This is a genomic window from Nonomuraea sp. NPDC049709 (assembly GCF_040674815.1).
GTDB lineage: Bacteria > Actinomycetota > Actinomycetes > Streptosporangiales > Streptosporangiaceae > Nonomuraea.
The window spans coordinates 1-22,102 of sequence record NZ_JBFANM010000125.1 but is presented as its reverse complement, the minus strand read 5'-3'; the positions used below and the strand labels follow the sequence as shown (position 1 = coordinate 22,102).

Below are 22,102 nucleotides of genomic sequence, written 5' to 3'. Positions count from 1 at the left end.
GCCGTGGGCGGCCGGGACGTGCGCGAGATGGGCGCCCGGTGGCAGGCGGCGGGCGGTCCCGACGCCCCGCTGCGCGCCGGCGCCTCCGAGCCGGGCGCCGCGCGGCTGCGCGGCCTGGCGGAGGAGCTGCTGGACGAGCTGGCCGCCTTCCCGTCCCCGCTGCCCGAGCCGTCGGACCTGGCGGGCATCATCGCGGCCTGCCCCGACTGGCCGGAGCCGCGACCCCGGGAGCCCGCCGTCGATCCCGACCGGGTGCTGGGCGCGTGGCTGGGCCGGGCGGCCGGGTGCGTGCTCGGCAAGCCCGTCGAGAAGATCCCGCGCGCGGGCATCAGGCAGATCGCCGAGGCCACCGGCAACTGGCCCATCCGCGGCTGGTTCACCGCGAAGGGCCTGCCGGACGACATCGCCCGCCGCTGGCCGTGGAACCGTCGCAGCGCCGTCAACTCCCTGGCCGAGAACATCGACGGCGTCCCCGAGGACGACGACCTCAACTACCCGCTGCTGGCGCTGTCGGTCCTGGAGCGCCACGGGCGCGCGTTCACCACCGAGGACGTGGCCAGGCTGTGGCTGGACGAGCTGCCCGCGGGACGCACGTTCACCGCCGAGCGCGTCGCGTACCGCAACCTCCTGGACGGCGTCGAGCCCCCGGCCACGGCCACCTACCGCAATCCGTTCCGCGAGTGGATCGGCGCGCTGATCAGGACCGACGTATACGGCTGGGTCAATCCCGGCGACCCCGCCACGGCGGCCGAGCACGCCTGGCGCGACGCCCGGCTCACGCACACCGCCAACGGGATCTACGGGGCCATGTTCGTGGCCGCGATGTGCGCCGCCTCGATGGTCGCCGGTTCGGCGGAGGAGGTCGTGCGGGCGGGGCTGTCCGTGGTGCCCCGGGGCTCGCGGTTGCACGAGGCCGTACGCCTGGCCGTCGCCGACGCCAACCGCGAGGACGACTTCGAGCGCGTCATCGACCTGCTCCACGAGCGCCACGGCAACCTGCACTGGGTGCACACGATCAACAACGCGGCCCTCGTCGCCGCCACGCTGATCCACGGCCGGGGCGACTTCACCGCCACGATCGCCGGGGCGGTGGCCGGCGGCTGGGACACCGACTCCGCCGGGGCCACGGCCGGGTCCGTCGCGGGCGCGCTGAACGGCGGGGTGCCGGAGCGCTGGCGCATGCGTGACAGCCTGGCCAGCAGCCTGACCGGCTTCGACGGGGTGGGTCTTGCCGCCCTGGCGGCGCGTACACAGGAGATGATGAAGTCATGATCTCGGTTTTCGGCAGCGCCAACATGGACCTCGTCGCCTACGTCTCCGAAGCCCCCAAACTGGGCGAAACGGTCACCGGTCACCGGTTCCGCACCGTGCCCGGCGGCAAGGGGGCGAACCAGGCGATCGCCGCCGCCCGCGCGGGCGGCGCGGTGGCGTTCCTGGGGGCGGTGGGCGACGACGGGTTCGGCGCTGAGATGCGCACCACGCTGGCGGAGGCCGGGGTCGACGTCCGCGGGCTGCGCCAGGTGCCCGGGCCCAGCGGCATCGCGCACATCGTGGTGGACGACACCGGGGGCAACTCGATCATCGTCGTCCCCGGCGCGAACGGCACCGTCACCGGCCCCTCGGGCGAGGACCTGGCCGCGATCGCCAGGTCACAGGTCCTGCTGCTCCAGCTGGAGCTGCCGATGGCGGCGGTCGTGGCGGCGGCGCAGGCCGCCCAGGTGTCCGGCGTGCCGGTGTTCCTCACCCCGGCGCCCGCCCAGCCGCTGCCCGCCGAGCTGCTGGACACGGTCACCACCATCGTCCCGAACGAGCACGAGGCCGCCGCCATCACCGGCGTGACGGGAGCCGACGCCGCCATGGACGCGCTGCTGGAGCTGGTCGACGAGGTGGTGATCACGCTCGGTTCGGAGGGCGCGCTGTACGGGTCGCGGTCGGGGGAGCGGCTGCGGGTGCCCGCGGTGAAGGTGGACGCGGTGGACACCACGGCGGCCGGCGACACGTTCGTGGGGGCGCTGGCCGTGGCGCGGTCGGAGGGGCTGGACGTGGCCCAGGCCCTGCACTTCGCCTCCGTGGCGGCGGCGCTGTCGGTGCAGCGGGAGGGCGCCAGCACCTCGATGCCGACCCGCCGGCAGATCGAGGACGCGCTCACCTGATGCCCCCGGAGACCACCCTGCCGGGCCAGGACGCCGCCCTGCCCGGCTCGCCCGCGTCCGGCTCCTCGCTGGACTCCCACGCGTCCGGCTCCCCACCTGGCACCCACGCGTCCGGCCCGCCGCCGGGTTCGCATGCGGCCGGCTCCCGGCCGGCGGAGCCGCGGCCGCGGGAGATCGACCTGCCGGCGCGGGTCCCGCTGGACGGCGGGGATCTCGGCGGGCTCGATCGGGCCAAGATCCTCGCCGCCCCCGGCGACCCGGCCGACCGTGACGCCTGGCGGGCGGCGCTGACCCGATGGCGGGAGGAGGCCCGCGCGCGGCTGCCCCGCCGTGGCGCGTACCCCGGCTGGACCCGCCGATGCTTCTCGGTCTGCGTGGCCTGGCTCTGGGACGACCTGCTCCGGGACGGCGACCGGTTCACGCCCGAGCGATTCCTCGCGCACGGGGAGCGCGAGTTCGGCGGGTACGACGCCGTCGTCCTCTGGCACGCCTACCCGGTGGTCGGCATCGACGGCCGCAACCAGTTCGACCTCTACCGTGACGTCCCGGGCATCGACGAGCTCGTACGCGACCTGCGCGCCGCCGGGGTGCGCGTGCTGCTCGACTACAACCCCTGGGACACCGGCACCCGCCCCGAGGACCACGGGACCGGGCTGGGCGAGGTGGTGGACCGGCTGCGGCCCGACGGGCTGTTCCTCGACACGCTGAAGGCGGGCGACGCCTGGCTGTCGGAGTACGGCGTGGCGCTGGAGAGCGAGTCCTCGGTCCCGCTCGACCGGGTGGCCGACCACGCGATGTCGTGGGCTCAGTGGTTCGCGGACTCCGAGTGGCCGGGCGTGATCAAGACCAAGTGGTTCGAGCGGCGGCACATGCTGCACCACACCCGGCGCTGGCACCGCGACCACTCCGAAGAGCTGCACTCCGCCTGGATGAACGGCTGCGGGATGCTGGTCTGGGAGAACGTGTTCGGCTCCTGGGTGGGGTGGAATGCCAGGGACCGGGCGATCCTGCGGGCCATGCTGCCGGTGCAGCGGGCGTACGCGGAGCTGTTCGCCGAGGGTGAGTGGACGCCGCTGGTGGACGAGGCCGCCCCGAGCCTGCCCGCGTCCCGCTGGTCGGCCGACGGCGTGACGTTGTGGACGATCGTCAACCGCTCGGCCGGGGCGTACCGCGGCCCCCTCCTCGATATCCCGAAAAATCGTGATCTGAGGTATTACGACCTGATCCACGGGGTCGAGCTGGACGGCGACCTGCACGGCACGGTCCCGGGCCGGGGGGTCGCGGCGGTGCTGGCCGTACCTGAGGAGCTGGATCTGGAGCCCCGGGATCCGGGGTGGAGCGCCGACACCACGTTCCCCGCACGGACGCCCCGCCGCACGACGCCGCTGGAGGGCGCGCCCGCGACGGCCGAGATCACCTACCGCCTACGGGAGTGCGGCTTCGACGGCGAGGCCCCGTTCGTGGACGAGTGGAAGCCGCTCCCGCCCCGCCTGCACGCCATGCGCACCGAGACCCGCCAGGTCAGGCGGGCTGCCACGGCCGCGGAACGCGAGGTCACCAACGCCGAGTTCGCCAGGTTCGCGCCCGGCCACCCCTGGCTGGGGGACCCCGACGCGCCCGTCACCCACGTCACCCTGGAGGAGGCCCGCGCCTATGCCGCGTGGGCGGGGGCGCGGCTGCCCACCGAGTACGAGTGGTCCGGCCCGGCCACGCTGTGGAACCTCACCGACAGCGAGCACACCGACGGGCGCACCAGGTTCCTGATCCTCAAAGGGCCCGGCCCGGTGGCGACCGGCTCGGAGTGGTACGTGGCCGCCGACGACACCGTCAAGCTCCTGCGTACCCACCCCGACCTGGAACGCTCGCCGAACATCGGCTTCCGCGTCGCTCGCTAGCGGGTCCACCGGAGCCGGGCCGGGGTCGCCGGCCGTTCCCCGGCGAGCAGGCCGGGCAGGAGGGCGGCCAGGCCGGGCGGGAAGACCAGCTCGTCCGTGGCGGCCAGCTCGGCGGCGCTCCACCAGCGGTTGCCCAGGAGCGCCTCCGCCCGCTCGTACTCCTCCAGCGCGGTCGGGGTGACGGTGCACGACTGGACGCGGGCGAAGAAGTAGGTGTGCACCGTGTAGAAGTGGCGGCCCTGGTGGGACCACGGGCCCTCGTTCGTGGCCACGGGCCGGCCGAGGGCGGAGGGGTCGAGCACGTGGCCGGTCTCTTCGAGCGCCTCGCGCGCCGCCGCCTGCGCCGGGGTCTCGCCCGCCTCGATCCCGCCGCCCGGCAGGTGCCAGGCGGGCTCGCTCGGCCACGGGTCGGGCGGGACGAACCGGAGCAGCAGCACCCGGTCGTCGGGGGCGGCCAGGATGACGCGCGCGGTGGGGCGCTGAGTGCGGGTGGTCACCCCCGGACGGTAACAAACGGTCCTGGTGGGGCAGGTGGGTGACTATGAGCGAGACATCCGATGAGCTGCCGGAGGCGGTCGGGGGCGTGGACGGGGAGAGCGACGTGGTCGCCGAACGATCAGGCGCCAGCACCCCGAAGTCGCGCCGCCCCGTGCCCGCCGACCCGCCCGACGAACAGGACGAACCCGAGCCGGAGGAGGAGCCGGAGGCGGACGAGGAGGACAGCGAGATCCGCCCGGACGTGGGCCCCACCGGCTGACGCCCCGCCGCCCGACCAGCCGCGCCCGACCGCCGCCTGAGCGACCGGCGCCCGACCGGCCGCCCCCGCCCGACCGGCCGCGCCCGACGGGCGCCTGACCGAGCCGCGCCTGACCGAGCCGCGCCTGACCGAGCCGCGCCTGACCGGCACGACCGGCGTCTGACCGGCTGCGCCCAGGTGGGCTGGCGTTCTGATGGCGCTGGCGACGGCGGCGGCGCCGTCGGCGGACGCCGGGCATTCGGGGCCGATGAGCCGAGGGTCAGGGGTGGGGTGAGTGCCCAGCGGGCCCGGGTCAGCGCTTGGCGTGCAGGTGGGTGAGCGTCTGCTCCAGCTCCGCCTGCAAGATCCCCCCGGCTGCCGCCCCGTCCCCCTCCCGGATGGCCGCCACCAGGGCGGCATGCGTGTCATGCCCCGGATTGCGGTGGTGCTCCCGCAACCCCAGCAACTCCACCAGATCGATCAGCCGCCCCCGCAAGGCGGGCGCGAACTCCGCGAACAGGTCGGAGAGCACCGGATTGCCCGCCGCCGCCACGACGGCCGCGTGCAGCGCGATGTCGGCGTCCACGAAGGCCGCGTCGTCCCCTTCCGCCGCCCGCACCCGCGCCTCCAGCGCCGCCTCCAGGGCGGCGACGTCCTCCTCGGTACGCCGCCCCGCCGCCAGCACGGCCGCCTGCGTCTCGACGATCATGCGGACCTCGTAGACGTCGGTGATGGCGGCCCGCCGCAGCCGGGCGGGCCAGTCCTCGGCCGGCTCGGCGGCGCCGGCCGTGGCGATCACGAACACTCCCGACCCCTGCCGGGCCTGCACCAGCCCCGCCCCGGCCAGCGCCCGCAGCGCCTCGCGCACCGTCGAGCGCCCCACGCCGAGGGCCTTGGCCAGCGCGTTCTCCCCGGGCAGCCGGGTGCCCACCGGCCACTCGCCCTGGGTGATCTGCTCGCGCAGGTGCTCGGTGGCCTGCTCGACGAGCGGGCTGGGGCGGAGGGAGCCAAGCGGCATCGCGATGAACCTCTCAGGTTGTCTGAGGACCTGTGTTGTGGTTAGTGTAGCGCCCATGACGTCGTACGGTCTGCTCCTTCCCGGCCGCGGCGGGGCCTGACCGGACCGGCACCCCGCCGCGGTGGCCCGGGTGCCCGCCGGTCTCTCCACCTCAAGACGGAAGAGCAGCCACGTGTACGAATGGAACCGGCAACGCCCCAGCAGCATGCCGTACCACCGCTACAAGCCAGCCCACGAGCGCGTCGAGGTGCCGCTGACCGGCGGCCGCGACTGGCCGGTGCGGCGCATCACCGAAGCCCCCCTGTGGGTGCCCGTCGACCTGCGCGACGGCAACCAGGCCCTGGCCGAGCCGATGGACCCGGCCCGCAAGCGCCGCATGTTCGACCTGCTCACGGCCATGGGCTTCAAGGAGATCGAGGTCGGCTACCCCTCCGCCAGCCAGACCGACTTCGACTTCGTCCGCCATCTGGCCACGCCGGGCGCCGTGCCGGAGGACGTGACCGTGGTGGTGTTCACGCCCGCCCGGCACGACCTGATCGAGCGCACCTTCGACTCCGTCGAGGGCATGTCCCGCGTGGTCGTGCACCTCTACACCCCCACCGCCCCCACCTGGCGGAACGTGGTCCTCGGCCACGACAGGCCCGCCCTGCGCGCCCTGATCAGGGACGCCGCCGAGCACCTCGCCCGCCTCGCCGGCGACCGTGACGTCCGCTTCGAGTTCTCGCCGGAGGTGTTCAACCTCACCGAGCCGGACTACGTGCTGGAGGTCTGCAACGACCTGACCGCCCTGTGGGACGCCTCCCCGGACCGCCCCGTGATCCACAACCTGCCCGCGACGGTCGAGGTGGCCACCCCCAACGTGTACGCCGACCAGATCGAGTACATGCACCGCCACCTCGACCGCAGGGACGCGGTGATCCTCTCCGTGCACCCGCACAACGACCGGGGCACCGGCGTGGCCTGCGCCGAGTTGGCCCTGCTGGCCGGGGCGCAGCGGGTCGAGGGCTGCCTGTTCGGCAACGGCGAGCGCACCGGGAACGTGGACCTGGTGACGCTCGCGCTCAACCTGCACTCCCAGGGCGTGGACCCCATGCTGGACCTGTCCGACATCGACGAGGTGCGCCGGGTCGTCGAGCACTGCAACCGCCTGCCGGTGCCCGACCGACACCCGTACGCCGGGGACCTCGTCTACACCGCCTTCTCCGGCACCCACCAGGACGCCATCGGCAAGGGCCTGGCCCACCACGCCAAGCGGGCCGCGGACCTGGGCGTGCCGCCGGAGCAGGCGCCGTGGGAGGTGCCGTACCTGCCGATCGACCCGGCCGACGTGGGCCGCGACTACCAGGCCGTCATCCGCGTCAACAGCCAGTCGGGCAAGGGCGGCGTCGCCTACCTCCTGAACACCCGCTACGGCCTCGAGCTGCCCCGCCGCCTGCAGATCGACTTCTCCTCGGTCGTCCAGCGGGCCACCGACGGCAGCGGCGAGGAGATCACCGCCGAGCAGCTCTGGGAGCTCTTCCACGCCACCTACCTGGCGCCGGGGGAGACCAGCGCGCTGGCCGACTGGAGCACGGTGGAGACCGCGCCGGGCGTGCACGAGTTCGGCGGCACGCTGCGCAGCGGGCGGCGGCTGCACGGGACCGGCAACGGCCCGCTGTCGGCGCTGACCGGCGCGCTCGCCGCCGACGGGATCGACGTGGACATCCTGCACTACGCAGAGCACGCCCTCGACCCGGGGCGGGGCAGCCGGGCGATCGCCTACGTCGAGGCCCGCGTCGGCGGCACCACCTGCTGGGGCGCGGCCCAGGACACCTCGGTCCTGACCGCGTCGGTGCACGCGGTGCTGGCCGCCGTGAACCGGGTCATCGAACCGGCCGCCCGCAGCGCCGTTTGACGCCCTCGGCCTCCGTATGAGCCGCCGGGACCGGCGGGTGCGCCGGTCCCGGAACGCGACGCGGCCTCGCTCGAGTACGATCACCTCTTCGTACGCCGAGGCCGACTCGCCCGAGCCGGTACGGAATCGCCCGGTGGAAGGATGCGGATGTTCGAGGAAGGCGCGGTCCTGGACGTGCTGGAAGCCCTGGAGGCGGCGGGCTGCGCGGTCTGGGTCGCCGGCGGGTGGGGCATCGACGCGCTCGTCGGCCGCGTCACCAGGGAGCACCAGGATCTCGACCTCCTCCACCGGGCCGAGCAGGAGCCGGCCGCGATCGCCGCGCTGGCGGCCCTGGGCTACGCCGAGCGCCTGGAGGGGGTCGTGCCGGGACGGCCGGCCCGCTTCGTCATGGCCGGTCCGGGCGGGCGCGAGCTGGACCTGCACCCGCTGCGCTTCCGGTCCGACGGCTCCGCCGTCCAGCGGCTCGACGACCAGGGCGGCGCCCTCACCTATCCGGCGGCCTCCTTCGCCTCCGGCGTGATCGGGGGAGTGCGGGTGCCGTGCCTGTCAGCGGCCCAGCAGATCGCCTTCCACCAGGGCTACCAGCCCCGGGAACGCGACCTGCACGACATGGCCGTGCTGCGGGAGGCGTTCGGGTCGGAGACTCACTTCTGAGAGGCGACCCCGGACAGGTGGGCGGCGCACTCGTCGCGGTAGTGGAGCGTGCGGGTGCGCAGCCGCTTCGGGTCGGCCAGCACGGCCCTGGACACCGACGGCACCACCGCGTGCCGTACGGACCCGAACAGCCGGGCCACGTCGGCGGGCGTGGCCCCCTGGGCGCCCAGCCCCGGGGCCAGGATGGGCCCGTTGAGGTCGGTGAGCGAGTCTTCCAGCGCGGGCAGCGTGGCGCCCATGACCACCCCGACCGGCCCGAACGGCGAATGCCCGGCGTTCACCCTGGCGGCCCCGGCCAGCACCTGGCCGGCCACGAGCCGCTGCAGACCGGCCGCCTCCGGGTTGGAGGTGCGGGCCAGCACGAACACGCCCGCGTCGTTGGCCACCGCCGAGGTGATCGCCCCCTCCAGCGACCCGAACCCCAGGTAGGGGCTCAGCGTCACGGCGTCGGCGGCCAGCGGGCTGCCCCGGTCGAGGTAGGCCTCGGCGTAGGCGGCCATCGTGCTGTCGATGTCGCCCCGCTTGACGTCGAGCAGCACCAGCGTGCCCGCCTCGCGCAGGTCGGCGATGGTGCGTTCCAGGACGGCGATGCCGCGGCTGCCCCAGCGCTCGAAGAAGGCCGACTGCGGCTTGACCACGGCGGCCACGTCGGCAACCGCGTCCACGACGGTGCGGCAGAACCGTTCCAGACCGGCGGGGGAGTCGTCGAGGCCCCAGGCGTGGAGCAGGGCCGGGCTCGGGTCGATGCCCACACAGAGCGGCCCCCGCTCGTCGAGCCTGGCTCGCAGACGGGTCCCGAAGGAATCGTTCATCTGTGCGCTCCCAGTAGGCACCGTGGGCACGAAAGGTTCTCCGGCGACGATATGGTACCGAGGCTCTGTTGCCTAACCGGTGCCGGGGCGAGTCTTCCAGGAGTGGCCTTGCGGGTAGATCAGCAGACATGTACGAGATCGCCCACCGGATGCTGGTGCTGCGTACCGATCCGCCGCGCGACGTCGTGGTCGCGCTCGGCGTGCCTTACGAGGAACCGACGGGCGAGTGGTCGTGCCCGTACCGCATCGACGGGCTCGACGGCTGGGAGCACGAGCGGAAGGTCACCGGGCTCGACTCGTTCGAGGCGGTGGAGCTGGCGATGGCCATGGTCCGGACGGCCCTGGCGGGCTCGCACGAGGCCAAGGAAGGGCTGCTGGCCTGGGACGACGCGCCGGAGGGGAAGCGGGCGCGGACGGTGTACGTGAGTGTCGACGAGGACCGGAATATCGCATATATCGGGATGAAGCACGAAATAGTGCCGGGCGAGGCCGTACGCCAGGTCGTGGCCGAGGACGTCGTCCTCGACTACGGCGACTCCGGGCAGCTCCTGGGCGTGGAGCTCACCGACGCCGACAGGCAGCTCCCCTCCGAGATGCGGATCTAACGCGACACGAGCCACCGCCAGCGCGGCAGCTCCAGCACCACCGTCACCACGGCCAGCACGGACACCAGCGCGGCGGCGACCGCGTGCCAGGCCACCCACGCCGCCGCCACCGCGGCCAGCACGTGCAGGACGACCAGCGCGATGGTCACGTGGCCGGGCACGGCGACGATCACGTTCCGCTTGTCGCCCGGCGTGGAGAAGATCGTCGGCAGCCCGATCAGCACCACCACGGACAGCACGGCCAGCGGCACGGAGTGCGGGGCGAGCGCCCACGGGGTCGCGACCCACGCCACCAGCTCGGTGGCGAAGCGGAACGCGGACGAGGCGCGGTCGTCCGGCCGGGCATTCGAGGACACCCGCGTACCTTACAAGAACCCCGATGTCGGGATAATCGCCCCCGTGAGCACCGTGACCTTCCCGCGCATCGTGGCCACCGACCTCGACGGCACCCTCCTCACCTCCGACGGCACCGTCTCCCCCCGCACCAGGAAGGCGCTGCGGGCCGCCCGCACAGCCGGCGCCGACATCGTCTTCGTCACCGCCCGGGCGCCCCGCGGCATCCGCGAGATCGCCGGGCAGGCGGGCGTCACCGGCACCGCCATCTGCAGCAACGGCGCCATCGTGTACGACCTGGCCACCGACGAGATCACCGCCAGCAGCCCGCTCGACCCGCGGGCGGCGCGCGAGGTCGCCCAGGCGCTCGCGCAGGCGCTCCCCGGCATCGGCCTGGCGGTCGAGACCGGCAGGAACGTGCTGACCGAGGCCGCCTACACCAGGCGGGTCGAGCACGACCTGGCCTTCTACCGCGAGGTGGGCTCCGTCTTCGACGAGGACCAGCCCATCGTCAAGCTGCTCGCCCTGTCACCGGCGCACACGGCGGACGAGATGTACGCGGCCGTGTCGGCGGCGATCGGGCACCTGGCCGAGGTCACCTACTCGGGGATGGAGGGTCTGCTGGAGATCAGCGCCCCGGGGGTGACCAAGGCGGTCACGCTCGACCGGCTCTGCCGGGAGCGGGGGTTCGGGGCCGGCGACGTGGTGGCGTTCGGCGACATGCCCAACGACCTGGCCGTGCTGATGTACGCGGGCGCCGGCTACGCGATGGCCAACGCCCACCCCCTGGTGTTGTCGGCCGCGGAGCACCGGACGCTGTCCAATGACGAGGACGGCGTGGCCGTGGTGCTGGAGAGCCTCCTGGCCTGACGGGACCGGTGCCCGCCCACCCCCGGGGGCGGGCACATGCGGCCTCACGCGTCGTCGTCCGAGACCCTCGACGTGCCCTCGCAGGTGGTGGGCGACTTGCTGAGCAGCGGCACCAGACCGCCGCACGTGCTCAGCGGCAACGACACCGGCTCGACGATCTCGTCGTTGAAGATGATCACGTCGCCGATCAGGGGGGCCGGGCCGGGCTTCGCGGCGGCGTCGTCGTCTGCGTACGCGCCGGTGCAGCAGAGCAGCGCCGCGGTGACGGCCCCGAGTCCCGCGAACGCGGCGCCCTTCACCCCCATCAGGTGCTCCACCCCCGGCATCGCCACGCCCCGCGCCGCCAGGCTAGGCGGCCATCCGCTCCTGCTGCCGCTCCGCAGGGTGCACCCCGTCGCCTGCGCCCTGCTGCGGCCGTCCACCCGCCATGATGCGGTCGATCAGGGCGAGCGCCAGCGCCGAGACGACGAAGGTCAGGTGGATGAGGGTTTTCCATATCAGCTCCCGGTCGGTGATGGTCGGTCGCGCCGCGTTGATGAAGATCTGGAGGAGGTGGATGGAGGAGATGCCGATGATCGCCATGGCCAGCTTGACCTTCAGCACGTTGGCGTTGACGTGCGAAAGCCATTGGGGCTGATCAGGGTGTCCCTCGATGCGCAGCCGCGAGACGAACGTCTCGTAGCCGCCGATGATGACCATGATGAGCAGGTTCGAGATCATCACCACGTCCACGAGGCCGAGGACGATCAGCATGACGGTGGTCTCCGGCGGCGTGCCGCCGAAACCCAGATGGACCAGGTGGAGCAGCTCCACCATGAACCGCCACACGTACACGACCTGCGCGACGATCAGCCCCAGGTAGAGCGGCACCTGGATCCATCGGCTGAGGAACATGACGTAGCCGACGCGCGTCAGCGGTGTCCGTGGCCCGGCCGGCGTGTCGGCCACGGACAGCTGCGCGATCCGCACTAGGACGTCAGGACGTTGATGTGCTGGACCCAGGTCTGGACCTCGACGAGCGGAGGCTCATTCGTGCCGAGGCCGTCGAGGATGACGGGGGGTGCGCCGCCCGCCAGCGCGAGGGTGGCGAAAACTGCCAGGGCTCGGACCTTCAACGGAACTCCTTGCTGCTGCTCTTCGGTGGGTGGGACCGGGCGGTGCGAGGGGGCGCCGCCTGTGCCGGTGTCGAGGGGTGGTCCCGTGCCGGTATCCCGGAGGCGTGGATCAGGGGGTGAGGCAGTGTGTCACCGGGAGCTCACCTGAGGTGACGCCGGCCGGATCGATGAGCGCGGTCGGGTCGGCGGGTGTCTCCGCCAGGCAGGTGAGGGCGTGGACGGGGTCCACGACGGCATGTGCGGCGGGGGCGGTGACCAGGATCAGGCCGCCGGCGGAGATCGCGGCGGCGGCGATCCGGCGGGGGGTGAAGAGCATGAAACCTCCTGGGTGACGGTAATGAACAACCCTCGACTAGCTACCCAGAGTAGTTATTCGGTAACACTTCGTCTAAGTAAAGAGTTCCGAGCGCGTACACCCTGAGGTGTAGCGGCGATCGCGACGGCCGGCGGATGCCCGTCCGGGGGCCAGGAAAGATCCTGGAGACCTTCCTTCGAGAGGAGTGGTCCTGTGGTTACCGAGGTCGCCAAGGGGAGCGGGTACGCGACCGCGTTCAAGGCCGTCACCGCGCTCAACACGCTGGCCGTGCTCGCCCAGGCGGTCACCGCCGGGCAGCTCATGAGCGGGGGAGGGACGGACCTGCACGGGCTCGGGGCGGGCGCGGTGCACGCGCTGGGCCTGCTGCAGCTCATCGCGGCGATCCTGCTCTGGCGGCCGGCGCGGGGGCCCGGCTGGCCGGCACTGGCGAGCCTGGCGGTGCTGCTGCTCGGGTTCGTGCAGTCCGCGCTGGGCGGCTCGGGCGCGGTGGCCGCGCACGTGCCGCTCGGGATGACCCTCTTCGGGCTCAGCGTGTGGCTGCTGGTGTGGTCCTGGCGGCGCTGACCGCTACGGGCCCGGGTGGCGGGCCAGGTGGTCGGCGTGGCGGACGGGCTCGGGGAGCCGGTAGCGGGCGGCCAGGCGCAGGACCTGGTCCGTGGCGGTGTCCAGCGAGATGCGGTGGCCCTGCGAGACGTACACGGGCTTGACCCCGCGCTGCGTGCGCAGGGCCCGGCCGACCGTGGCGCCGTCGTGGACGATCGGTGTCCAGGCCCCGCGCTCGGGCCCCGGCGGCTCGTGCGTCCCCACGAAGGGCGTCTTGCCCACCCCCACCGACGGCAGCCCGGTCAGCACGCCCAGGTGGCAGGCCAGGCCGAAGCCGCGCGGGTGGGCCAGCCCGTAACCGTCGCAGACCAGCAGGTCGGGCGTCACCGCGAGCCGTTCGAGCGCCGTCACCAGGGCGGGCAGCTCGCGGAAGGCGAACAGGCCGGGCACGTACGGGAAGGCCGCCGCACCGTGCGCCACCACCTGCTCCACCGGCGCGAGCGTGGCGGCGTCGAGGACGACCACCGCGGCCGTCACCTCGTCGTCGCCGTGGTAGTGCACGTCCAGGCCCGCCACCAGCGTGAACGTGGTGGGTCCGGTCAGCTCGACCTGGGGGCGGAGCCGGTCCTGGATGGCCTCCGCCTCGGCGACGCCGGAGGGCCAGGGGTGAAGCTGCTTCACATGCACCCGGCCAAAGGTATCGCGTCACGCCGGTGCCTCGCCTGGACATATACCGCACCCCGCCGTACGAAGGAGAGATGGAAGTCACGATCGTCGGCGCCGGCCTCGTCGGCTGCCTGCTCGCCTGCTTCCTGGCCCGCCGCGGCCACCACGTCACCGTGTACGAGCGCCGCCCCGACCCGCGCCGGCACGGCCGGGAAGGCGGTCGGTCGATCAACCTCGCCCTCTCCGCCCGCGGCATCGACGCCCTGCGCCGCCTCGGTCTCGACGGCAAGGTCCTCGACGCCGCCATCCCCATGCCGGGCCGGATGATGCACGCCTCCGACGGCGCCCTCACCTTCCAGCCCTACAGCGCCGACCGCACCCAGGCGATCAACTCCATCGGCCGCGCCGACCTCAACCGGCGGCTCCTGGACGCGGCGGACGCCATGCCGGGCGTGGAGCTCCGGTTCGGGCGCCGGCTCACCGGCCTGGACGAGCGTACGGGCAGGCTGGAGTTCGAGGACGGCAAGGAGGACGGCGCCCGGGTGGTGATCGGGGCGGACGGGGCGTACAGCGCGGTCAGGGCCAGGCTGCAGCAGCTGCCAGGGGTGAGCTTCAGCCAGGACTACCTGGACTACGGCTACAAGGAGCTGCCGCTGCCGGCCAGGAACGGCGAGTACGCGATGGACCCGGGCGCGCTGCACATCTGGCCCCGTGGCCGCTCGATGATGATCGCCCTGCCGAACCCCGACCGCTCGTTCACCTGCACCGTGTTCTGGCCGCACGACACGCTGGCCGCGCTGGACACGCCGGGGAAGGTCAGGGCGTACTTCGCCGCGCACTACCCGGACGCGTTCGAGCTGATGCCCGATCTGGTCCCCGGCTACCGGGACAACCCGGTCGGCCACCTGGTCACCATGCGCTGCGCGCCCTGGCACGTCACCACCGGGGCCGCCACGGTCGGGCTCGTCGGCGACGCCGCGCACGCCATCGTCCCCTTCTACGGGCAGGGCGCCAACTGCGGCTTCGAGGACTGCGTCGCGCTGGACCGCTGCCTGGACGAGGTCGGCGACGACTTCCCGAGGGCACTGGAGCTGTTCGAGCGCCGCCGGGCCGACACCGACGTGATCGCCCGGCTGGCCCTGGAGAACTTCGTGGAGATGCGCGACAAGGTCGGCTCCCGGCTGTTCCTGGCGGGCAAGCGCCTGGAGCACGCGCTGGAGCGGGCGTTGCCCGGCTACGTCTCCCGCTACGAGCTGGTGTCGTTCTCGACCACCCCGTACTCGCAGGTGGAGCGGCGCATCACGCGCCAGCGGCTGGCCGCGGCGGCGGCGGGCGCCGCGCTCGTGGCGGCCGGGTTCGCGGCGCGTCGCGGCCGGGGTCTGGTGCGTACGCCGGGCGGCGAATGACACTGTGGGCATGCTGTCGTACTCCAGCGCCACCGCCGACACCCCCCTCCTGGGCGAGACGATCGGCGAGAACCTCGAACGCACCGTGGCCCGCTTCGGCGACCGGGAAGCCCTCGTCGACGTGCCGTCCGGCCGCAGGTGGACCTACACCGAGCTCAACGCCGACGTGGCCGGGCTGGCCAGGTCCCTGCTGGCCAGGGGCATCGCGAAGGGCGACAGGGTGGGCATCTGGGCGCCCAACCGCGCCGAGTGGGTGCTCGTCCAGTACGCCACCGCCAAGATCGGCGCGATCCTCGTCAACGTCAACCCGGCCTACCGCACCCACGAGCTGCGCTACGTGGTCGAGCAGTCGGGCATGCGGCTGCTGATCAGCGCCCTGGAGCACAAGGGCAGCGACTACCGGAAGATGGTCGAGGAGATCGGCTTCGAGAACGTCGTCTACCTGGACGACCCCACCTGGGCCGCCCTGGCCGAGCGCCGCGCGGACCCGGCGGAGCTGACGGCCCGCATGGCGGAGCTGGCCTTCGACGACCCGATCAACATCCAGTACACCTCCGGCACCACCGGCTTCCCCAAGGGTGCGACCCTGTCGCACCACAACATCCTCAACAACGGCTATTTCGTCGGCGAGCTGATCCACTACACCGAGGCGGACCGGGTCTGCCTGCCGGTGCCGTTCTACCACTGCTTCGGCATGGTCATGGGCAACCTGGGCGCGACCACGCACGGCTCCTGCATCGTGATCCCGTCGCCGGGCTTCGACCCGGAGGCGACGCTGCGCGCCGTGCAGGAGGAGCGGTGCACGTCCCTGTACGGGGTGCCGACGATGTTCATCGCCGAGCTGGCGCAGGCGGCGACGTTCGACCTGTCGTCGCTCAGGACCGGCATCATGGCCGGCTCCCCGTGCCCGGTGGAGGTGATGAAGCGGGTCGTCGGCGAGATGAACATGCGCGAGGTCGCCATCTGCTACGGCATGACGGAGACCTCGCCCGTGTCCACGATGACCAGGGCCGACGACGACCTGGCGCGCAGGACCGAGACCGTGGGCCGGGTGATGCCGCACGTCGAGGTGAAGATCGTGCACCCGGAGACCCGGCTCACCGTGCCCAGGGGCGAGCCCGGCGAGCTGTGCACGCGCGGCTACTCGGTCATGCTCGGCTACTGGAACGAGCCGGCCAAGACCGCCGAGGCCATCGACGAGGCCCGGTGGATGCGTACCGGTGACCTGGCCACCATGGACGACGACGGCTACGTCAACGTGGTCGGCCGGATCAAGGACATGATCATCAGGGGTGGGGAGAACGTCTACCCGCGCGAGATCGAGGAGTTCCTCTACAGCCACCCGGACATCGCTGACGTGCAGGTCATCGGGGTGCCGGACGAGAAGTACGGCGAGGAGGTCATGGCCTGGGTCGTCATGCGGCCGGGCACCGAGCCGCTGACGGCCGAGCGGATCAGGGAGTTCTGCGCGGGACGGCTGGCGCACTACAAGATCCCCCGGTACGTGCACGTCGCCGACGCGTTCCCGCTCACGGTGACCGGGAAGATCAGGAAGGTGGAGATGCGGGAACGGTCGGTGGAGCTGCTGGGGCTGCGGGCGGCGGCCGGGATCCGCAACGCCTGACGCTCACCCCGCGTCGGCGGGCAGGCCCGCCCGTTCGGTGACGAGCGCGGCGAAGCGGCCGGTCACCCGGTGCCAGACGGGCGTGGACAGCGGCTCGTCCGCCACCGCCCGCGCGTACACCTCGGCGGGGTCGAAGCCGTCGGCCCGCCACGCCCGGATGCGCGCGGGCAGCACCTCGGGGTGGAACTGCACGCCCCACGCCCGCTCGCCCATCCGGAACGCCTGGTAGGGGCAGCTCTCGGTCTCGGCCAGGTGCACGGCGCCGGCCGGCAGCCTGGTGATGGCGTCCTTGTGGTGCTCGATCGCGGGCACCACCGGTGGCAGCCCGTGGAAGAGCGGGTCGGCGGCCGCCTCGGGCCTGATCGTGAGCGGCAGGCTGCCGTTCTCGGGCGCGCCGGTGTCGCCGGTCACCTCGCCGCCGGCGACCTGGGCGAGCATCTGCCCGCCCAGGCAGATGCCGAGCAGCGGCACCCCCTCCGCCAGCGCCTGACCCATCAGCCGCCGGGCGTCGCGCAGCCACGGGGCACGGTCGTCGTCGTCCGGCAGGTAGCCGCCGCCGAGCATGATCATGGCGTCGTGTTCCAGCCGGGCGGGCAGGGGAGCGCCCTCGTGGGCGAGCACCACGTCGAGCTCCAGCCCCGCCTCCGCCAGCCAGTCGCCCACGCGGCCCGGCCCGCCGCTCCTGCTGTTCTGGACGACGAGAATGTCAGCCAACATGGGCCTCCGCCATGAAGTCGAGGATGCGCTCGTCCACGTCTTCGACGCGGGTGAGCTCGAAGAAGTGCACTTCGGAACGGACCCACCGCGTCACGGCAGGTTCGCCGCCCTGGCGGTGTGGCGCAGCAGCAGGGCGGTGGTCACCGGGCCGACGCCGCCGGGCACCGGGGTGAGCGCGCCGGCCACCTCCGCGACCGCGTCGAAGTCGACGTCGCCGGTCAGCCCGCCGTCGTCGGTCGGGTTGGTGCCGACGTCGATCACCACCGCGCCGGGCGCCACGTGCCCGGCGCCGATCAGCCCCGCCCGCCCGGCGGCCGCGACCAGCACGTCGGCCTCGGCGGTGACCGAGGCCAGGTCGCGGGTGCGCGAGTGGCAGACGGTGACGGTGGCGTGACGGTCGAGCAGCAGGTGCGCCAGCGGCTTGCCCACCACCGTGGAGCGGCCGACCACCACGGCCCGCCGGCCGAGCAGCTCCACCTCGTGGTGGTCGAGCAGCGCCATCACGGCCGCCGCCGTGGCGGGCGGGAACGCGGGCAGCCCGGCCGCCAGCCGGCCCAGGGACAGCGGGTTGGCGCCGTCGACGTCCTTGCGCGGGTCGATGGCCGCGGCCAGCTCCTGCGCGGACGCGCCGGCGGGCAGCGGGGTCTGCAGCAGCACGCCGTGGACGCTGCTGTCGGCGCTGAGCCTGGCCAGCATCTCGCCGATCTGCTCGGGGGCGGCCTCGGGGCCCAGGTCGACCACGTCGCAGGCGATGCCGACGCCGGCCGCCGCCTTGGCGATCGAGCGGACGTACCACAGGCTCGCCTCGTCGGCGGTGGCCACCACCACGGCCAGCCGGGGCTGCGGGCCGGCCGCCGCCTCGGCCTGCGCCTGCGCCTTGATGGCCGTGGCCAGCTCCTTGCCGGTCAGCGTCTTCACGGGTTGATCTCCTCGCGTACTTCGGCGGTCACCCAGTCTGCCCTGGCGACGGCCGCGTCGACGCCGGAGAGGCGGATGTTCAGCTCTTCGCGTACTCGCTCGTCCTTGATGCCGCCCAGGTTGACCTCCACGTTCACCCGGGCCGTGGTGAGGGCGGCGCGCGCCGCTTCCGCGGCGGCGGCCACGTCGGTGGTGACGTTGCGGTTGGCGATCGGCAGCAGCAGCTCGCACAGCTCGATCACGCGCGTGGCGGCCTCGACCACGCGGGCGGGCGGTTCGGCCGCGCCGGCCAGCGCGCGGGCGATGGCGGCGCTGCGCTCCTCGCCCTTGGGCAGCCGGTAGGCGTCGGTGACCGCGGTGAACGCCGCCGCGTCCTCCTCGGCGAGTCTCAGCGCGCGGGCCCGCAGGGTGTCGGTCTCGGCGATCAGGGCGACGACGGTCTCGGCGTGGCCGGCGTATTTCTCCCCGGTGGTGTAGCGGGCCACCATGCCGAGCAGCGCGGCGGCCTGTGCGGCGTGCAGGGCGGCCGTGGCGCCCCCGCCGGGCGCGGGCACCCGGTCGGCCAGCTCGGTCAGGAAGTCGACGATCGTCAAGTCGCGCATGGCGGCATTCTGCCAGCCCGCGCGCGGCTCATTCGCGGTACATCGGCCGCGTGGCGTCCTCGGAGCCGCTGTGCGGGTTGTGGGGCAGGTAATGCTGCGACTGCTGCGCCGGTGTCCAGGGGTCCTGGTACTCCACGGGCTCGGCCGGCCGGCGGGCCCGCCAGCGCGACGGGAAGAGCGAGACCACCAGCAGCGTCACGCCGAGCAGGAGCTGCAGCCCCGAGAAGCCGAGGGTCGTGTACCCGTTGCGCAGGAACCCGGGCAGCAGGTCGACGCTCACCAGCCGGACGCCGAAGGCGATCTCCAGGAAGGGCGCGATCCCCAGCGCGGTGAACCCCAGGCCGCCGAGCAGCGAGGCCACGGGCGACAGGCGCGAGCCGGCCAGGAAGGCCAGCACGATCGCGGCCGCGGCGATCGCTCCGGCGCCGGTCCACGAGATCCGGAGCGCCTGCTGGGCCTGGAGGGTGAGATCGCCGACGCCGTACCACAGCCCGGCGAGCACGAGTGGAGGGAGGAGCAGCCCGGCGACCACTCCCAGAGCATGACGGGCACCGTTTGACATAACTACACCCCGTTTGTTCGGCTCTGTCCCAACCTACTCGCTGGGATCCCTCAGCGCGGGGTGGTCTCGGAGTCGAGCCAGGCGTTGATGAGCTTGGTGAAGTTACGGCCGGTGTGCTCCTTGAGCCACCTGGTGAAGGACGCCCGGTCCTGGGTGGTGTTGCGGTGCTCCTGGGCCCAGGCCCTGGTCATCGCGAAGAACTTCCGGTCGCCGAGCCGCTTCCTGATCTCGTGCAGCATGATCGCCGGGCCGTAGTAGACGTTGCTCTGGGCGAAGGAGTCGCGCCGGTACCTGCCCGGCGGGCCGTTCTCCCTGCGCAGCTCGGGGTCGAAGCGGCGGATGTTGGCGATGAACTCGTCGATCGTGCCGTCGTCGTGGTCGGCGTACCACTGCATCTCGAAGTACATGGCGAAGCCCTCGTTCAGCCACAGGTCACGCCACGTGCGCGGGGTGACGGTGTCGCCGAACCAGTGGTGCGCCAGCTCGTGCGCCACGACCGACGGCTCCATGTAGCGCGGGCCGAGTGCGATCATCTGCTGCGTCTCCATGCCGGAGTCGCTCGTGGCCACCAGCCCGGCGCTCGGGAACGGGTACGGCCCGAGCTTCTTCTCCAGCCACCGGATGATCGACGGCATCCGCTTGGCCACCGGAAGCTGCTTGGCCACGTCGCGGGGCCGGATCCAGTACGTGATCGGGATCCCGCGCGGCCCCTTGTCCTTGAACATCCGGAACCTGTCGGCCGCGAACACCGTCAGGTAGCTGGCCACGGGATCGGTGGACTGCCACGTGAACGTGCTCGTGCGCCCGGCCGACGACTTCCCCTTGTACGTGCCGTGCGCGACTCCCGACCACCCCTTCGGCACGGTGATCGCCACGTCGTACAGCGCCTCGTCCGACGGGTGGTCGTTGACCGGGAACCAGGTGAACGCCCCGAACGGCTCCTGCAGCGCCCACGCGGCGCCCCCGCCGGCGATGTGGAAGCCGAGCATCGCGATGTCCTTGCGCCGCTGCTTGGCGTCCACGGGCTTCGGCCTGCCGTGGTAGCGCACGGTGACGACCGTGCCCTCGTCGGCGGCCAGCGGCTCGGCCAGCGGGACGGTGAGATCGTCGTACTTGCGCGTCGCCCTGACCTTGGCGCCGTCCACCGTGACCTCGTCCACCTTGAGCGTGCGGCCGAAGTCGAGCCGCACGCGGGTGAGGGGCCTGGCCGCGCGGATCGTCAGCTTCGCCGTGCCGGTCAGCGTGCGGGTGCCGGGCTTCCAGGCCAGCTCCAGGTCGTAGTGGAGCACGTCGATCGACGGGTTGCCGTAGGCGGGATAGAGCGGGTCGGGGACGGGCCGCGACCGGCCGGCCTCGTACGCGCTCAGGTCGACGGCGGGCCGCCGCTCGGCCACGGCCGGGCTGGCCGCCCCCGCCCCCGCCGGCGTCGTGGCGGGGGAAGCCGGAGCCGGCGGCTGGGGGGCGCTGCAGGCCGAGGCGGCCAGGGCGACGGTCATGAGGGATAAGAGGGGCCTCCGCATTCGCGCCAAGGTAGTGACGGCCGCCGATGATCCACAAGGCGTTTTCCGTACCGTGATGGGGAAGGCGCCGCTTTCAGATCATGTCCGGGCAGGCACCGGAGATTGCTGAAAACTCCCTGTGAAGCCCTTTCTGGGTCTTTGCCGCGACCGGCCACCCGGGCATCGTGGGCCGCATGAGATCCGCGATCCTGAAGACCGCACTCGGCGCACTCGTCGTGGTCATGCTCGGCGGCGTGCCGGCGCAGGCCGCGACGAAGCCCGATACGTTCCCGCTGCCCAACGGCTTCCAGCCGGAGGGCATAGCGATCGGGCCGGGGCCGTACGCCTACTTCGGCTCACGCGCGACCGGCGACATCTACCGGGCCGACCTGCGCACCGGCAAGGGGGCCGTCATCAGCAAGGGGCCGGGCACGCAGTCGCTCGGGCTCAAGACCGACGGGCGCGGGCGGCTGTTCGTGGCCGGGGGCAACGCCGGCAACGCGCGGGTGGTCGACCTGCGTACCGGCCAGGTCCTCAAGTCGTACCAGTTCGCCACCGGGACGTCGTTCGTCAACGACGTCATTCTCTTCGGCGGCGCGGCCTACTTCACCGACTCCGCCAACCCGGTCCTGTACAAGCTGGACCTCGGCCGGGGCGGCGCGCTGCCCGACGAGGTCGTCAAGATCCCGCTCAGCGGCGCCATCCAGTACACGACCGGCAACAACGCCAACGGCATCGCCCCCAGCCCCGACCGCAAGTCGCTGCTGATCGTCCAGTCCAACACCGGCAAGCTGTTCGAGGTGGACCCGTCCTCCGGCGTCACCACCGAGGTGGACCTGGGCGGCGAGCTGCTGACCAACGGCGACGGCCTGCTGCTGTCCGGCCGCACCCTGTACGCCGTCCAGAACCGCCTGAACACGGTCGCCGTGATCGGCCTGGCCCGCGACAGCTCCTCGGGCAAGGTCGTCCGGCGCCTGACCGACCCCAGGTTCGACGTGCCCACGACGGTCGCCGCCTACGGCCACCGCCTCTACCTGCCCAACGCCCGCTTCACCACGACCCCGACCCCCGACACCACGTACGACGTGGTCGCCATCAAGCCCTGACCCCGGGCCGCGCGCTGGGGCCGCCCGGGGGCAGGGCGCGGGGGGCGGCGCGGCCGTC

25 protein-coding genes and 1 pseudogene are annotated in these 22,102 nt (G+C 72.9%); 12 read left to right on the top strand and 14 right to left on the bottom strand.

Translation table 11 applies throughout. From position 1 onward, the window contains the following. From AB0J69_RS57565 to AB0J69_RS57555, 3 genes and pseudogenes are all read left to right on the top strand, one after another. The coding region (locus tag AB0J69_RS57565) for an ADP-ribosylglycohydrolase family protein (RefSeq protein WP_364137026.1) at positions 1 to 1,272 on the top strand (1,272 nt) is incomplete at its 5' end. Continuing rightward, entirely contained in the window at positions 1,269 to 2,153 is an 885-nt protein-coding gene (gene rbsK, locus AB0J69_RS57560; RefSeq protein WP_364137024.1) for a ribokinase, read from the top strand. The genes AB0J69_RS57565 and rbsK, both read left to right, overlap by 4 nt. 1,607 nt (positions 2,154 to 3,760) lie before the next feature. After that, positions 3,761 to 3,850: pseudogene (locus AB0J69_RS57555) on the top strand (SUMF1/EgtB/PvdO family nonheme iron enzyme); the annotation flags it as partial. 194 nt (positions 3,851 to 4,044) lie between these two features. On the opposite strand, the gene AB0J69_RS57550 reads toward AB0J69_RS57555, so the two are convergent. Beyond that, positions 4,045 to 4,545, bottom strand: a complete 501-nt coding sequence (locus AB0J69_RS57550) for an NUDIX domain-containing protein (RefSeq protein WP_364137022.1) — start codon at positions 4,543 to 4,545, stop codon at positions 4,045 to 4,047. Between the two features lie 44 nt (positions 4,546 to 4,589). Between AB0J69_RS57550 and AB0J69_RS57545 the strand changes: the two genes are divergently transcribed. Continuing rightward, positions 4,590 to 4,805, top strand: a complete 216-nt coding sequence (locus tag AB0J69_RS57545) for a hypothetical protein (protein ID WP_364137018.1) — start codon at positions 4,590 to 4,592, stop codon at positions 4,803 to 4,805. Between the two features lie 292 nt (positions 4,806 to 5,097). On the opposite strand, the gene AB0J69_RS57540 is transcribed toward AB0J69_RS57545, so the two are convergent. After that, on the bottom strand, positions 5,098 to 5,802 hold the full coding sequence (locus tag AB0J69_RS57540) for an FCD domain-containing protein (RefSeq protein ID WP_364137016.1): 705 nt from the start codon (positions 5,800 to 5,802) through the stop codon (positions 5,098 to 5,100). A 205-nt stretch (positions 5,803 to 6,007) separates the two neighbouring features. Here AB0J69_RS57540 and leuA point away from each other — a divergent pair, with 205 nt between their 5' ends. Together leuA and AB0J69_RS57530 are read left to right on the top strand one after the other, a co-directional pair. Next, positions 6,008 to 7,696: a 2-isopropylmalate synthase gene (leuA, locus tag AB0J69_RS57535; RefSeq protein ID WP_364137028.1), complete on the top strand. Its 1,689-nt coding sequence runs from the start codon at positions 6,008 to 6,010 to the stop codon at positions 7,694 to 7,696. A gap of 147 nt (positions 7,697 to 7,843) precedes the next feature. Beyond that, complete coding sequence (locus AB0J69_RS57530; protein ID WP_364137014.1) at positions 7,844 to 8,350, top strand: hypothetical protein; 507 nt, start codon at positions 7,844 to 7,846, stop codon at positions 8,348 to 8,350. On the opposite strand, the gene pyrF is transcribed toward AB0J69_RS57530, so the two are convergent. Continuing rightward, positions 8,341 to 9,162: an orotidine-5'-phosphate decarboxylase gene (pyrF, locus tag AB0J69_RS57525; protein WP_364137012.1), complete on the bottom strand. Its 822-nt coding sequence runs from the start codon at positions 9,160 to 9,162 to the stop codon at positions 8,341 to 8,343. The two genes, AB0J69_RS57530 and pyrF, sit on opposite strands and share 10 nt — an antisense overlap. Positions 9,163 to 9,290: 128 nt before the next feature. Here pyrF and AB0J69_RS57520 point away from each other — a divergent pair, with 128 nt between their 5' ends. Further along, positions 9,291 to 9,767 carry a DUF2283 domain-containing protein gene (locus tag AB0J69_RS57520; protein ID WP_364137010.1) on the top strand — a complete coding sequence of 159 codons (477 nt, stop codon included), beginning with the start codon at positions 9,291 to 9,293 and terminating at the stop codon, positions 9,765 to 9,767. Here AB0J69_RS57520 and AB0J69_RS57515 read toward each other — a convergent pair. Next, on the bottom strand, positions 9,764 to 10,123 hold the full coding sequence (locus AB0J69_RS57515; protein WP_364137008.1) for a hypothetical protein: 360 nt from the start codon (positions 10,121 to 10,123) through the stop codon (positions 9,764 to 9,766). The genes AB0J69_RS57520 and AB0J69_RS57515 overlap by 4 nt on opposite strands. A gap of 43 nt (positions 10,124 to 10,166) precedes the next feature. Here AB0J69_RS57515 and AB0J69_RS57510 point away from each other — a divergent pair, with 43 nt between their 5' ends. Further along, the gene (locus AB0J69_RS57510; protein WP_364137006.1) at positions 10,167 to 10,970 is read left to right on the top strand and encodes an HAD family hydrolase; all 804 of its coding nucleotides are present in this window, start codon (positions 10,167 to 10,169) and stop codon (positions 10,968 to 10,970) included. A 44-nt stretch (positions 10,971 to 11,014) separates the two neighbouring features. Here AB0J69_RS57510 and AB0J69_RS57505 read toward each other — a convergent pair whose 3' ends face one another. From AB0J69_RS57505 to AB0J69_RS57490, 4 genes are all read right to left on the bottom strand, one after another. After that, entirely contained in the window at positions 11,015 to 11,302 is a 288-nt protein-coding gene (locus tag AB0J69_RS57505) for a hypothetical protein (RefSeq protein WP_364137004.1), read from the bottom strand. A gap of 16 nt (positions 11,303 to 11,318) precedes the next feature. After that, positions 11,319 to 11,939: a TIGR00645 family protein gene (locus AB0J69_RS57500; RefSeq protein ID WP_364137002.1), complete on the bottom strand. Its 621-nt coding sequence runs from the start codon at positions 11,937 to 11,939 to the stop codon at positions 11,319 to 11,321. After that, complete coding sequence (locus tag AB0J69_RS57495) at positions 11,939 to 12,085, bottom strand: hypothetical protein (RefSeq protein WP_364137000.1); 147 nt, start codon at positions 12,083 to 12,085, stop codon at positions 11,939 to 11,941. Before AB0J69_RS57495 ends, AB0J69_RS57500 begins: the two co-directional genes overlap by 1 nt. Positions 12,086 to 12,194: 109 nt before the next feature. Next, positions 12,195 to 12,401 (bottom strand): hypothetical protein, encoded by a 207-nt coding sequence (locus tag AB0J69_RS57490; protein WP_364136998.1) that lies wholly within the window; start codon positions 12,399 to 12,401, stop codon positions 12,195 to 12,197. 192 nt (positions 12,402 to 12,593) lie between these two features. Between AB0J69_RS57490 and AB0J69_RS57485 the strand changes: the two genes are divergently transcribed. Next, the gene (locus AB0J69_RS57485; RefSeq protein ID WP_364136996.1) at positions 12,594 to 12,965 is read left to right on the top strand and encodes a hypothetical protein; all 372 of its coding nucleotides are present in this window, start codon (positions 12,594 to 12,596) and stop codon (positions 12,963 to 12,965) included. Positions 12,966 to 12,968: 3 nt separating this feature from the next. On the opposite strand, the gene nfi is transcribed toward AB0J69_RS57485, so the two are convergent. After that, positions 12,969 to 13,631, bottom strand: a complete 663-nt coding sequence (gene nfi, locus AB0J69_RS57480; protein WP_364136994.1) for a deoxyribonuclease V — start codon at positions 13,629 to 13,631, stop codon at positions 12,969 to 12,971. 71 nt (positions 13,632 to 13,702) lie between these two features. Here nfi and AB0J69_RS57475 point away from each other — a divergent pair, with 71 nt between their 5' ends. Together AB0J69_RS57475 and AB0J69_RS57470 are read left to right on the top strand one after the other, a co-directional pair. Continuing rightward, positions 13,703 to 15,016: an NAD(P)/FAD-dependent oxidoreductase gene (locus AB0J69_RS57475; protein WP_364136993.1), complete on the top strand. Its 1,314-nt coding sequence runs from the start codon at positions 13,703 to 13,705 to the stop codon at positions 15,014 to 15,016. Between the two features lie 10 nt (positions 15,017 to 15,026). Next, the gene (locus AB0J69_RS57470; protein WP_364136991.1) at positions 15,027 to 16,640 is read left to right on the top strand and encodes an AMP-binding protein; all 1,614 of its coding nucleotides are present in this window, start codon (positions 15,027 to 15,029) and stop codon (positions 16,638 to 16,640) included. 3 nt (positions 16,641 to 16,643) lie between these two features. Here the strand turns inward: AB0J69_RS57470 and AB0J69_RS57465 are convergent, their stop codons facing one another. The 5 genes from AB0J69_RS57465 to AB0J69_RS57445 form a co-directional block, all read right to left on the bottom strand. Next, positions 16,644 to 17,357, bottom strand: a complete 714-nt coding sequence (locus tag AB0J69_RS57465; RefSeq protein ID WP_364136989.1) for a type 1 glutamine amidotransferase — start codon at positions 17,355 to 17,357, stop codon at positions 16,644 to 16,646. A gap of 90 nt (positions 17,358 to 17,447) precedes the next feature. After that, entirely contained in the window at positions 17,448 to 18,275 is an 828-nt protein-coding gene (locus AB0J69_RS57460; RefSeq protein WP_364136987.1) for a bifunctional 5,10-methylenetetrahydrofolate dehydrogenase/5,10-methenyltetrahydrofolate cyclohydrolase, read from the bottom strand. Next, entirely contained in the window at positions 18,272 to 18,877 is a 606-nt protein-coding gene (locus AB0J69_RS57455) for a cyclodeaminase/cyclohydrolase family protein (protein WP_364136985.1), read from the bottom strand. The genes AB0J69_RS57460 and AB0J69_RS57455 overlap by 4 nt, the downstream gene beginning before the upstream one ends. 28 nt (positions 18,878 to 18,905) lie before the next feature. Beyond that, positions 18,906 to 19,439 (bottom strand): hypothetical protein, encoded by a 534-nt coding sequence (locus AB0J69_RS57450; protein ID WP_364136983.1) that lies wholly within the window; start codon positions 19,437 to 19,439, stop codon positions 18,906 to 18,908. Positions 19,440 to 19,489: 50 nt separating this feature from the next. Beyond that, positions 19,490 to 20,959, bottom strand: coding sequence for a M1 family metallopeptidase (locus tag AB0J69_RS57445; RefSeq protein WP_364136981.1), 1,470 nt, complete (start codon positions 20,957 to 20,959; stop codon positions 19,490 to 19,492). 173 nt (positions 20,960 to 21,132) lie between these two features. Between AB0J69_RS57445 and AB0J69_RS57440 the strand changes: the two genes are divergently transcribed. Further along, complete coding sequence (locus tag AB0J69_RS57440) at positions 21,133 to 22,044, top strand: superoxide dismutase (protein ID WP_364136979.1); 912 nt, start codon at positions 21,133 to 21,135, stop codon at positions 22,042 to 22,044. The last annotated feature ends 58 nt before the right edge of the window (positions 22,045 to 22,102 follow it).

Coding starts and splice junctions, on each gene's coding strand:
- rbsK (WP_364137024.1), top strand. CDS start 1,269: ATGATCTCGGTTTTCGGCAGCGCCAACATGGACCTCGTCGCCTACGTC.
- AB0J69_RS57545 (WP_364137018.1), top strand. CDS start 4,590: ATGAGCGAGACATCCGATGAGCTGCCGGAGGCGGTCGGGGGCGTGGAC.
- AB0J69_RS57540 (WP_364137016.1), bottom strand. CDS start 5,802: ATGCCGCTTGGCTCCCTCCGCCCCAGCCCGCTCGTCGAGCAGGCCACC.
- leuA (WP_364137028.1), top strand. CDS start 6,008: ATGCCGTACCACCGCTACAAGCCAGCCCACGAGCGCGTCGAGGTGCCG.
- AB0J69_RS57530 (WP_364137014.1), top strand. CDS start 7,844: ATGTTCGAGGAAGGCGCGGTCCTGGACGTGCTGGAAGCCCTGGAGGCG.
- pyrF (WP_364137012.1), bottom strand. CDS start 9,162: ATGAACGATTCCTTCGGGACCCGTCTGCGAGCCAGGCTCGACGAGCGG.
- AB0J69_RS57520 (WP_364137010.1), top strand. CDS start 9,291: ATGTACGAGATCGCCCACCGGATGCTGGTGCTGCGTACCGATCCGCCG.
- AB0J69_RS57490 (WP_364136998.1), bottom strand. CDS start 12,401: ATGCTCTTCACCCCCCGCCGGATCGCCGCCGCCGCGATCTCCGCCGGC.
- AB0J69_RS57475 (WP_364136993.1), top strand. CDS start 13,703: ATGGAAGTCACGATCGTCGGCGCCGGCCTCGTCGGCTGCCTGCTCGCC.
- AB0J69_RS57470 (WP_364136991.1), top strand. CDS start 15,027: ATGCTGTCGTACTCCAGCGCCACCGCCGACACCCCCCTCCTGGGCGAG.
- AB0J69_RS57465 (WP_364136989.1), bottom strand. CDS start 17,357: ATGTTGGCTGACATTCTCGTCGTCCAGAACAGCAGGAGCGGCGGGCCG.
- AB0J69_RS57455 (WP_364136985.1), bottom strand. CDS start 18,877: ATGCGCGACTTGACGATCGTCGACTTCCTGACCGAGCTGGCCGACCGG.
- AB0J69_RS57450 (WP_364136983.1), bottom strand. CDS start 19,439: ATGTCAAACGGTGCCCGTCATGCTCTGGGAGTGGTCGCCGGGCTGCTC.
- AB0J69_RS57445 (WP_364136981.1), bottom strand. CDS start 20,959: ATGCGGAGGCCCCTCTTATCCCTCATGACCGTCGCCCTGGCCGCCTCG.
- AB0J69_RS57440 (WP_364136979.1), top strand. CDS start 21,133: ATGAGATCCGCGATCCTGAAGACCGCACTCGGCGCACTCGTCGTGGTC.